Annotated in this window: 7 protein-coding genes; 1 reads left to right on the top strand and 6 read right to left on the bottom strand. The window is 69.2% G+C overall.

The features are described 5' to 3' along the window. Positions 1-30: 30 nt before the first annotated feature. The 6 genes from B3S45_RS00655 to lepA all read right to left on the bottom strand — a co-directional run bounded on the left by B3S45_RS00655 (position 31) and on the right by lepA (position 6,881). The gene (locus B3S45_RS00655; protein ID WP_286716846.1) at positions 31-765 is read right to left on the bottom strand and encodes a 16S rRNA (uracil(1498)-N(3))-methyltransferase; all 735 of its coding nucleotides are present in this window, start codon (positions 763-765) and stop codon (positions 31-33) included. A 3-nt stretch (positions 766-768) separates the two neighbouring features. Further along, on the bottom strand, positions 769-1,890 hold the full coding sequence (dnaJ, locus tag B3S45_RS00650; RefSeq protein ID WP_286716844.1) for a molecular chaperone DnaJ: 1,122 nt from the start codon (positions 1,888-1,890) through the stop codon (positions 769-771). Between the two features lie 49 nt (positions 1,891-1,939). Beyond that, positions 1,940-2,983 (bottom strand): heat-inducible transcriptional repressor HrcA, encoded by a 1,044-nt coding sequence (hrcA, locus tag B3S45_RS00645; RefSeq protein WP_286716843.1) that lies wholly within the window; start codon positions 2,981-2,983, stop codon positions 1,940-1,942. 99 nt (positions 2,984-3,082) lie between these two features. Next, entirely contained in the window at positions 3,083-4,300 is a 1,218-nt protein-coding gene (gene hemW, locus B3S45_RS00640; protein WP_286716841.1) for a radical SAM family heme chaperone HemW, read from the bottom strand. A gap of 19 nt (positions 4,301-4,319) precedes the next feature. Further along, on the bottom strand, positions 4,320-4,970 hold the full coding sequence (locus B3S45_RS00635; protein WP_286716839.1) for a DUF1990 family protein: 651 nt from the start codon (positions 4,968-4,970) through the stop codon (positions 4,320-4,322). A gap of 51 nt (positions 4,971-5,021) precedes the next feature. Next, positions 5,022-6,881 (bottom strand): translation elongation factor 4, encoded by a 1,860-nt coding sequence (gene lepA / locus B3S45_RS00630; RefSeq protein WP_194385261.1) that lies wholly within the window; start codon positions 6,879-6,881, stop codon positions 5,022-5,024. A 182-nt stretch (positions 6,882-7,063) separates the two neighbouring features. Here lepA and B3S45_RS00625 point away from each other — a divergent pair, with 182 nt between their 5' ends. After that, the gene (locus B3S45_RS00625) at positions 7,064-11,593 is read left to right on the top strand and encodes an ExeM/NucH family extracellular endonuclease (RefSeq protein WP_286716837.1); all 4,530 of its coding nucleotides are present in this window, start codon (positions 7,064-7,066) and stop codon (positions 11,591-11,593) included. The last annotated feature ends 11 nt before the right edge of the window (positions 11,594-11,604 follow it).

The raw sequence follows: 11,604 nt of genomic DNA, 5'->3' as shown, positions 1-11,604 counted from the left end.
CGCCCGCCGCCGCCGCGGCGTGAGGTCCGGTCACCAGCGGTGCAGCGCCGCACTGGCCAGCGCGAGCGCCGCGGGTCCGGCGGTGGAGGTGCGCAGCACATTCTCCCCGAGTCGCACCGGCCGCGCTCCGGCCGAGCCCAGCCGATCGACCTCCTCGGGCGTCAGCCCGCCCTCCGGTCCGACGATCACGAGCACGTCGGTGGTGTCCTGCGGATCGAGGAAGACAGCGGTGAGCGGGTCGGCGGCGTCGGGGACGAGCACGAGCAGTCGCGCGTGCTCCGCGCGCGCGGCGAGGTCGGCGGTCGACACCGGGGCGGTCACCTCGGGGATCCAGGCGCGATGCGCCTGCTTGGCCGCTTCCCGCACGATCGAGGACCATCGCGCACGGCCCTTCTCGATCTTCGCGCCCTGCCAGCGGGAGACGCTGCGTGAGGCCTGCCACGGGATGATCGCATCCGCACCGATCTCGGTGGCGGCCTGCACGGCGAGCTCGTCCCTGTCGCCCTTCGCGAGAGCCTGCACCAGCACGAGTCGAGGAGCGGCCGCGGGCACCGTCCGCCGGTGCGTGATGACGACGGCGACCCGCTGCGGCGAGGCCGCGGCGACCTCACCCGACAGCCATGCGCCGCGGCCGTCGCCGACGGTCACGGCCTCACCGACGCGCACCCGACGCACGACGGCGGCGTGATGCGCCTCGCGCCCCGTGAGCACGACCTCGTCACCGTCGAGCGCGGTGTCCCCGTCGACGACGAAGTGCAGCGGCATCGGTCAGCCGTTCCGGAGGCGGTCCCGCAGCCTCGCGAACAGGCCCTGGTGGAATTCCGCGAGCTTGGGCGCGGGCGCTTTCGTCCGCTTGGCGAAGTCCTCGATGAGCGCCCGCTCCTTGTGGTCCAGGCGGGTCGGGGTCACGACGTGCACTCCGACGCGGAGGTCGCCCCGCTGGCTGCCGCGCAACGGGGTGATGCCCCGCCCCTTGATGGTCAGGACATCGCCCGCCTGCACACCCGGCCGGATCTCCAGGTCGACCGTGCCGTCGAGTGACTCGATGGTCGTCGTCGTGCCGAGGACGGCATCGGGCATGGACACCTCCAACGTCGCCAGCAGGTCATCCCCCTCGCGGCTGAAGGTCTCGTGGTCCTTCACCGACACCTCGATGTAGAGGTCGCCGTTGGGGCCACCGGCCTGTCCCACCTCTCCCGAGCCGGGGAGCTGCAGCCGCAGGCCGGTCTCCACGCCCGCGGGGATGTCGAGGGACACGGTGCGACGTGCCCGAACCCGCCCCTGCCCCTGGCAGGTCGCGCACGGGTAGGGGATGGTCGTTCCGTAACCCTGGCACACCCGGCAGGGCGCGTTCGTCACGACATTGCCGAGCAGGCTCCGCACCTGCTGCTGGACGTGGCCCGAGCCGTGGCAGATGTCGCACGTGACCGGCTGCGTGTTCGGCTGGCAGCAGGAGCCGTCGCAGGTCTCGCACAGCACCGCTGTGTCGACCTCGATGTCGCGGTGGACGCCGAACACGACGTCGCCGAGATCGAGCGTGACGCGCACGAGCGCATCCTGTCCCCGCTCACGGCGGGAGCGGGGACGCGGACCCCGCGAGCCGCCGCCCCCGGCGGCACCGAAGAAGGTCTCGAAGATGTCGCCGAAGGAGCCGAATCCGGCGGCGCCACCACCGCCGAACGGCGAGTCGCCGCCCATGTCGTAGCGTGCTCGCTGATCGGGATCGCTCAGCACGTCGTACGCGTGCGTCACCGACTTGAACCGCTCGGCGGCGTCATCCCCTGGGTTCACGTCGGGGTGCAGCTCCCGCGCCAATCGCCGGTAGGCCTTCTTGATCTCGTCGGGGCTCGCGTCTCGCGAGACACCCAGCACTTCGTAGTGGTCAGCCACGTTCGCCTTCCCACCCGTGTCGCCACGGGATCGTCTGTGTTCGAGCGCCTCAGCGGGCGCCTTCGTCTTCTTCGAGCAGCCGCGACAGGTAGCGCGCCACCGCGCGCACCGATGCGAGGTTGCTCGGATAGTCCATGCGAGTCGGCCCGAGCACGCCGACACGCGCCCGGGCACCGGACGCGTCGTACTCGCCCGCGACGACCGACGCCTCCGCGAGACCGAAGGGCTCGTTCTCGCGTCCGATGCTCGCGGCGAGACCGTGCTCGTCGGCCACCATCTCCCCCATGAGGCGCATGAGCGTCACCTGCTCCTCGATCGCCTCGAGCAGCGGATAGATGCTTCCGCGGAAATCCGACTCGCGCCGTGCGAGATTGGCCGTTCCCGCCATCACGAGTCTGTCCTGCCGGAATTCGTCGAGTTCCTCCGCGACGATCATCGCGATCACGTCGATCACAGCGTCATCGGGCGAGCGGTGGTCGCCTCCAGCCGAAGCAAGGCGTTCGGCGATCGCGTGTGCACCGTCCCGGATGGGGCGGCCGACGATGAGATCGGCGATCGCCGCCCGCAGGCGCACGATCTCGTCCTCGGCGGGATCGCGCGGGAGGAAGACGAGCCGCTGCGACACGCGGCCGGTGTCGGTGACGATCACAACGAGCATGCGCCCCGCATCCAGCCCGACCAGCTCGATGTGGGACACATGCGCCTGGGCGAAGGAGGGATACTGCACGATGGCGACCTGGCCGGTCAGCTGGGTCAGCGCCCGGACCGTGCGCACCATGAGGTCGTCGAGATCTCCCGGCGCTTCGAGGAAGGCGGCGATGGCCGTCCGCTGCGCGGGCGAGAGCGGACGAACCTCGGCGAGGTGGTCGACGAAGACGCGATACCCCTTGTCGGTGGGTATCCGTCCGGACGAGGTGTGCGGTGCGGCGATGAGGTCCTCGTCCTCGAGCATCGCCATGTCGTTGCGGATCGTGGCCGCCGACACCCCGAAGGCGTGGCGCTCCACGATGGACTTGCTGCCGACCGGCTCGCGCGTCTCGACGTAGTCCTGCACGATCGCGCGGAGGACTTCCAGTCCGCGTGCGCTGACCATGGATCCTCCCGCATACGTGTCCGGCGTGCACTGGCACTCGTCTCGAGTGAGTGCCAATTCTATCGCGCCGACCGCCGGAGCGCGCGTCGGGCCCGCCCGTCAGTCCGTGAGGGCGCGCACGACGGCGTCGGCGAGCAGCCGGCCGCGAAGGGTGAGCACGATCGTGCCGCCGATCGCGCTGGCCCCATCGATCAGGCCGTCGGCGATGAGCCCCGGCACCGCGCCGCGTCGGTCGCGGGGCACGAGCGCGATCGGGAGCCCCTCGCGGATACGCGAACGCAGCAGCACGGTCTCGAGGTCCCGCGAGGAACGGTCCGGTCGCTCGCGCCCGGCCGCGGGAGACGAACCCTCGCTCAGCCGCGCGGCGTATGCGGCGGGGTGCTTGACGTTCCACCAGCGGAGGCCGCCGATGTGGCTGTGCGCGCCGGGCCCGAACCCCCACCAGTCCGTACCCCGCCAATAGGCGAGGTTGTGCTTCGACCGGTCGGATTCCCGCCGTGCCCAGTTGGAGACTTCATACCACTCCAGGCCCGCCGCGGCGAAGGCCGTCTCGGCGGCCTCGTACATGTCCGCCTGCAGGTCGTCGTCGGGTGCCGGCACCTCGCCGCGCCGGATCTGGCGCGCGAGCTTGGTGCCGTCCTCGATGATCAGGGCGTAGGCGGAGATGTGGTCCGGCTCCAGGGCGACCGCAGCGTCGACCGAGCGCGACCAATCCGAGAGGCTCTCCCCCGGCGCGCCGTAGATCAGGTCGATGCTCACCCCCAAACCCGCGGCGCGCGCGGCAGCCACGGCCTGGCCGACGTTCTCCGGTCGGTGCGTGCGATCGAGAGCGGCGAGCACGTGCGGGACCGCAGACTGCATGCCGATCGACATGCGGGTGACGCCGGCGTCGGCGAGCTCGTCGACGACGGCGGGGGTGACCGTGTCGGGATTGGCCTCCACGGTCACCTCCGCGCCGTTCGCGATCCCGAAGGTGTCTCGGATCCCCTCGAGCATGCGAGCGAGGTCGCCGGCAGGCAGGAGGGTCGGGGTCCCGCCGCCGAAGAACACCGTCGACGCCTCCCGCAACGGCCCGCGATGGGCCAGAACCCGTCCTGCGAGCCGCACCTCGTCCAAGAGCGTGTCGGCGTACGCGTCCTGCCGCGCACCGCGCAGCTCCCCGGCCGTATAGGTGTTGAAATCGCAGTATCCGCAGCGCACGCGACAGAACGGCACGTGCAGATACGCGCCGAAGGCGGCCGCGCCGCCGAGGACGAGATCATCGGGCAGCATCCCGTCCGCGGGAGCGGGATCACCGAGAGGCAGCGCAGCGCCCATCAGCGCGCTCGATCCGCACTCACGCGGGCGTCGTGTAGAGCGGCGAGATCGCCCGCAGATAGCGCGTGAAGAGTTCGCGACGCCGGCGGCGCGTCAGAGCGGGGATCAGTCGGTACAGCGTCGCGCGCGGCACATCGAAGGCGCGAACGGTGAACCAGACTTCGTCGTTGTCGTGCCATTCGATCATGAAGGATTCCTCGCCGCTGACGACCGAGCCGCCCACCGTGCCGAGGGCGAAGCCGATCCGTCGCGGCTCCTCCACCGCGAAGATCACCCGGAGTTCCGCGTCGACGCTCATGCCCGCGACTCGGCCGGCGAGCCGGATGGAGGTGCCCGCACCGACGAACGGGGTGCCGTCGGTGTCGAACCGCTGATCCGCCTCGGTGCGGCTGGGTGCGATCGGTGCGCCCTCGGCATCGAAGCTCACGCCCGAGTACATCGGCCCGGGCGCGGGGCGCACATCGCTGAGGGTGAGTCCCGACCCGCGCTGCGCCGTCCATGACAGCAGCGATTCGCCCGCGCTGCGGAAGCGCGACTCCCCCGATCCGATCCGCCACGCCTGCTCGGCGGGGATGCTCCGCTCCGGCGGGAAGTGCATGAGGTCAGGCGCCTGCGTCGCCCCGACGGCTGCGTAGTCGACCGTGTCGTCCTTGAAGGTTCCGCGGCGCATATGTCGAGCCTACCGATCCGCTCCCGAGCATCCGGTGAGTGCCGGAAGCTCCTACTTCTTCGTCTCGACGTCACCGGACAGCGCGGCGATGAACGCCTCCTGGGGCACTTCGACGCGACCGACCATCTTCATGCGCTTCTTGCCCTCCTTCTGCTTCTCCAGCAGCTTGCGCTTGCGGGAGATGTCGCCGCCGTAGCACTTGGCCAGCACGTCCTTGCGAATGGCACGGATGTTCTCACGGGCGATGATCCGCGCGCCGATGGCCGCCTGGATCGGCACCTCGAACTGCTGGCGGGGAATCAGCTTGCGCAGCCGCTCGGTCATCATCGTGCCGTAGCCGTACGCCTTCTCCCGATGCACGATCGAGCTGAACGCATCGACCTTCTCGCCCTGCAGGAGGATGTCGACCTTCACCAGGTCGGCGGTCTGCGAACCGGCCGGCTCGTAGTCGAGACTCGCGTATCCCTGTGTCTTCGACTTCAGCTGATCGAAGAAGTCGAAGACGATCTCCCCCAGCGGCATGTTGTAGCGCAGCTCCACGCGATCCTCACTGAGGTAGTCCATGCCGAGCAGCGAGCCGCGCCTGGCCTGGCAGAGCTCCATCACGGTTCCCACGTAGTCCTTGGGAAGCAGGATCCCGACCTTGACGACCGGCTCCGAGACCTCTGCGACACGCCCGTCGGGATACTCGCTCGGATTCGTGACGGTGACCGTCTCACCCGTGTCGGTCATCACGTCGTACGTCACCGAGGGTGCCGTGGTGATGAGATCGAGTCCGAACTCGCGCGTGAGCCGCTCGGTGATGATCTCCAGATGCAGCAGTCCGAGAAACCCGCAGCGGAAGCCGAATCCGAGGGCCACCGAGGTCTCCGGCTCGTACTGCAGAGACGCATCCGAGAGCTTCAGCTTGTCGAGCGCTTCGCGCAGATCCGCGTAGTCGCTCCCGTCGATCGGGTAGATGCCGGAGAAGACCATCGGCTTCGGATCGGTGTACCCCGGGAGGGCGTCGGCCGCGGGCTTGCGCTGATCGGTGATGGTGTCGCCGACCTTGGACTGCCGCACATCCTTCACACCGGTGATGAGGTAGCCCACCTCCCCCACTCCGAGGCCCTGCGTGGGGATCGGTTCGGGGCTGGAAACCCCGATCTCCAGGAGGTCGTGGGTCGCACGCGTCGACATCATCTGGATGCGCTGGCGGGGCTGGAGCTTGCCGTCGACCATGCGCACGTAGGTGACCACACCGCGGTAGGAGTCGTAGACGGAGTCGAAGATCATGGCTCGGGCCGGGGCGTCCGCGTCTCCCACGGGAGCAGGGATCTTCTCAACCAGACGGTCCAGAAGCGCCTCGACCCCGACACCGGTCTTCCCGCTCACACGCAGCACGTCGTCGGGGTCGCCGCCGATGAGACCCGCCAGTTCAGCGGCGAACTTGTCGGGATCCGCTGCCGGCAGATCGATCTTGTTCAGGACCGGAATGATCTGCAGGTCGTTCTCGAGCGCCAGGTAGAGATTCGCGAGCGTCTGGGCTTCGATGCCCTGTGCCGCGTCGACGAGCAGGATGGCACCTTCGCACGCCGCGAGCGAGCGCGAGACCTCGTAGGTGAAGTCGACGTGGCCGGGGGTGTCGATCATGTTGAGGGCGAAGGCCTGCTCCATACCGTCGTCGCCCGTGACGGCCCACGGCATCCGCACGGCCTGCGACTTGATCGTGATGCCGCGCTCGCGCTCGATGTCCATGCGATCCAGGTACTGCGCGCGCATGTCACGATCAGCGACCACCCCGGTGATCTGGAGCATCCGGTCGGCGAGCGTCGACTTGCCGTGGTCGATGTGGGCGATGATGCAGAAATTCCGGATCGACTCCGGTGGAGTCGCGGAAGGCTGCAGGGGCTCGAGTGCGCGCGGTGACATGTCCCGTCGATTCTACGGGGGTCGCCGGCGCGGCCGCGCGCTGAGCCGACACCGCTCCGCCCCTCGGATTTAACGCAACGTTAACGCATCCCTATCGCAATGAACCCCGAAGTCGCAGAGAGTTGACCAGGCCGCCCGCGATCGCGTCGGCGCCGGAGAATCTCGAGAAGGAGTCCTCTGTCGTGACTGAACCGACACCCCCGACATCGTCCGCATCACGCGCGCGATCGGCCGCCGCGGCACTGACCGTGGCCGCACTCGCCGCCACCGGCATCGCGTTCCCCGTTGCGGCGACCGCGGCCGTGTCCACGGACGCCCCTGTGGTCATCAACGAGGTCTACGGGGGCGGAGGCAACAGCGGCGCCGCTTTCAACCGTGACTTCGTAGAGCTGTACAACCCGGGCTCTGCAACCGTCGACCTCGCGGGATGGAGCGTTCAGTACGCACCCTCCAGTGGCAGCGGATGGCAGGCGACGCCGTTGTCCGGATCGATCGCCGCGGGCGGCTCCCTACTGGTCGGCCAAGCGTTTGGGACCAACACGTCGCTTCCCGGATACACCGCCGACATCGACGGGTCGATCGCAATGAGCGGTTCGAACGGCACCGTCGCCCTCGTCGACTCCGCCACTCTGCTGCCGACGGCGGACGTCGCCTCGCAGGACAGCGTCGTCGATCTTGTCGGCTACGGCTCGGCGTCCATCTTCGCCGGCGCCGGCGCGGCGCCCGGAACCACGAACGCCACGAGTGTCTCACGCGACGCCGACCACACCCACACGGCCGACAATGCGGCGGATTTCACCGCCGGTGCGCCCACGCCCGTGGGGTCGACCTCGGACGAACCCGGTGACCCCTCGCCGACCCCGACCCCGACCCTGCCCGCAGACCCGGTCGCGATCTCCGAGATCCAGGGGACCGCCGATGCGTCCCCTCTCGTCGGCCAGACCGTCACCACGACCGGAATCGTCACCGCGCACTACCCCAGCGGCGGCCTGAACGGATACGTGCTGCAGGCCCCCGGCACCGGCGGCGACATCGATCTGGCCATCCACGACGCCTCGGACGCCATCTTCGTCTACTCGTCGGCCACCGTCGGCGACGTGGCCCTGGGGGAAACGGTCGAGGTCACCGGTCAGGTCAGTGAGTACTACGGCCTCACGCAGCTCTCGGTACCCGCCGGCGGGGCGACGATCGTCGCCGATGCCGAGCCCGTCGCTCCCGTCGAGCTCCAGTGGCCGGCCGGCGACGCCGAGCGCGAGAGCCTCGAATCGATGCTGCTCGCCCCGCAGGGCACCTACACGGTGAGCAACACGTACGGAACCAATCAGTACGGCGAGGTCGGGCTCGCGTTCGGTGACGAGCCGCTGCGCCAGCCGACCGATGTCGCCGCACCCGGGTCCACCGAGGCTGCCGCCGTGGTGGCGGACAACGCCGCACGCGGTGTCGTGCTCGACGACGGCGCCTCGACGAACTTCACGTCGTCGGCGAACTCGTCCCTCACGCCCCCGTACGTCTCGCTCACCGAGCCGGTCGTCGTCGGCGGGACCGCCACGTTCGACGAGCCGGTCGTGCTGAGCTTCGGCTTCGACCTGTGGCGCTTCATGCCGACCGCACCTGTCGCCGACGATGGAACCGGTGAGGACGGCGTCACCTTCTCCAACCCGCGCACGTCGGCTCCCGAGGCCGTCGGCGGCGACGTCTCGGTGGCCTCGTTCAACGTGCTGAACTACTTCACCACGCTCGGCGAGGACATTGCCGGGTGCGAAGCCTACGAAGACCGCGACGGCGACGGCAACAACGTCCGCACCGGCTGCGACGTCCGCGGCGCATGGGATGCTGCCGACCTCGAGCGACAGCAGGACAAGATCGTCGCGGCCATCAACGCCCTCGACGCCAGCGTCGTCGGGCTCATGGAGATCGAGAACTCCGCACGCCTCGGCGAGACGGCCGACGAAGCGACCGCGACTCTCGTGGACGCGCTGAACGACGCCGCCGGCAGCGACATCTGGGCATACGTGCCGTCATCGGATGACCTTCCCGAGGCCTCCGAGCAGGACGTGATCACGAACGCCATCATCTACCGTCCGGCAGAGGTCGTCACCGAGGGCGCATCGCTCGCGCTCGGCGACCAGTCGGTGTCGGACCAGGCGTTCGGGAACGCGCGAGAGCCGATCGGTCAGGTCTTCGCGCCGACCGATGGCGGCGAGGAGTTCCTCTTCGTCGTCAATCACTTCAAGTCGAAGGGCTCAGCGGGCCCCTGGCCCGGTGACGCCGACGCCGGCGACGGCCAGGGCAGCAGCAACGAGTCGCGCGTGCGCCAGGCGACGGCCCTGGCGGAATGGGTCGAGGAGGCCCGAGGCGACACCGAGAGCGTCATCCTCGCCGGCGACTTCAACTCCTACGGCCAGGAGGATCCGATGCAGGTGCTCTACGGAGCCGGATACGTCGACGCGGAGACCGCACTCGACATCGACACGTCGTCGTACTCGTTCTCCGGGCTCTCGGGCTCGCTCGATCACATCCTGATGAACGAGCACGCGCTCGCCCGTGCGACCGGCGGTGACATCTGGAACATCAACTCGGGTGAGTCCGTCGCCCTCGAGTACAGCCGCTACAACAACCACGGCACGCTGTTCTACGCCGACGACGTGTACCGGTCCTCGGACCACGACCCGGTGCTGGTCGGTCTGACCGCGGAGGCGGCGACCGACGTCACGGAGGTCGACGTGCTGACGATCAACGACTTCCACGGCCGGCTGGAGGGCGACTCCTACGGGGTTGCGGGCGCTGCCGTGATCGCCGGGGCCGTCGACGCGTTCGAAGCGGAGAACCCGAACACGCTGCTCGTCTCGGCCGGTGACAACATCGGCGCGTCGACGTTCACCTCCTTCATCCAGGACGACCTGCCCTCGATCGACGCCCTGGTGGCCGCCGGGCTGGACCTGGGCGCGGTCGGGAACCACGAATTCGACAAGGGCTTCGAGTTCCTGACCGATGTCGCAACGCCGCGCTACGGCGCGGGCGATGCGGCTGAGGGCGCGCGTTACAGCCTGGGTGCGAACGTGTACGCGAGGGGGACCGAGGACCCGGTCCTCGAGGAGTACGACATCGAGGACATCGACGGGGTGCGCATCGCCTTCATCGGAACGGTCACACCGGACACCGCGGTCATGGTCTCGCCGGACGGCATAGCCGACATCGAGTTCGGCGACCAGCTGGAGGCCGCGAACCGCGTCGCCGCAGAGATCACGGCCGGCGATCTCGCCGACGTCATCGTGCTCCTCACGCATGACGGCGCCGCGACGGACTCGTGCGAAGCCCTGACGTCGGAGGACACCGACTACGCGGAGCTGGTCGCCGGCGCGTCCGACGACATCGACGCCATCGCGTCCGGCCACACGCACCAGGAATACGCCTGCATGCTGCCCACCCCCGGCGGCGGTGAGCGGCCGGTGATCCAGGCGCTCGAGTACGGCAAGGCCCTCGGGCTGCTCGAGATCTCGGTCGACACCGAGACCAAGGAGCTCGTCTCGATCGACGGCTCGGTCGTTCCGCTGACGGACGGGGAGACCCCCCTCTACCCGGCGGATCCCGAGGTCGCCGAGATCGTCGCGGACGCCGTCGAGGTCGCTGAGGTGGAGGGTTCGGTGGAGGTCGGATCGATCACCGGGGACATCCTGCGCGGCGGCACTCCGCCCGGAGACGACCGCGGCGTCGAATCGGCGATGGGCAACACTCTCGCCGACATGTACCTGTGGGCCACCTCGAACGAGGACTACACCGGCACTTCGGCCGACATCGGGATGATCAACCCCGGCGGGCTCCGCGCCGACCTTCTCTACGGCGAGGACGGCACGGTCACCTACCGTGACATCGCCAACGTGCAGCCGTTCGCGAACACGATCGTGACGGTCGAGGTCACGGGAGCGCAGCTGGAGCAGATCCTCGAGGAGCAGTGGCAGCCGGAGGGCGCCTCCCGCCCCAAGCTGCACATGGGCATCTCGGAGGGCTTCTCGTACGAGTACGACCCGGATGCAGCGCCGGGATCGCACATCGTCTCGATGACGCTCGCTGGTGCACCCGTCGGCGAAGACGACACCGTCGTGATCGCGACGAACTCGTTCCTCGCGGCCGGCGGCGACAACTTCACCACGTTCACCGAGGGAGCCGACATCACCGACACCGGTCAGGTGGACCTGGCCGCCTCGGTGGCGTACTTCGCGACCTTCACACCCGTCGACCCGGCTCCGCTGGGCCGTGCTGTCGTCGCCGATGAGACAACGCCGACTCCGTCTCCGTCTCCGTCGGACGGATCCGATGCCGACGAGGAATGGGTCGAGTGGACCATCGGCTCGGGCACGGTGGAGCAGGGCGGGACGCTGACCGTGGAGCTGTCAGGGCTCACGCCCGGTCAGACGGTGTCCGCGACCCTCTACAGCGACCCGATCGTGGTCGACGCGATCCCGGCCGCGAACGCTCAGGGCGAGATCACCTTCATCGTCGGCATCCCCGCCGACTTCGACACCGGGGCGCACACCCTCGTGCTGGAGTCCGAGGGATACGAGTCCGTGGAGATCCCGGTCACCGTGGTCGCCGCCGGATCGCTCGCCGCCACGGGCGCGGAGGTGCCGTGGGGTCTGGCGCTGATCGCGGCCTTCCTCGTCGTGATCGGGGGCACCATCGCCGTCACGCGACGTCGCACCACGACGGCGTAGCACCAGGACAC

The organism is Microbacterium sp. UBA1612 (assembly GCF_002321605.1).
Classification (GTDB): domain Bacteria; phylum Actinomycetota; class Actinomycetes; order Actinomycetales; family Microbacteriaceae; genus Microbacterium; species Microbacterium luteum.
This window is presented reverse-complemented; position numbering and strand designations above follow the sequence as displayed.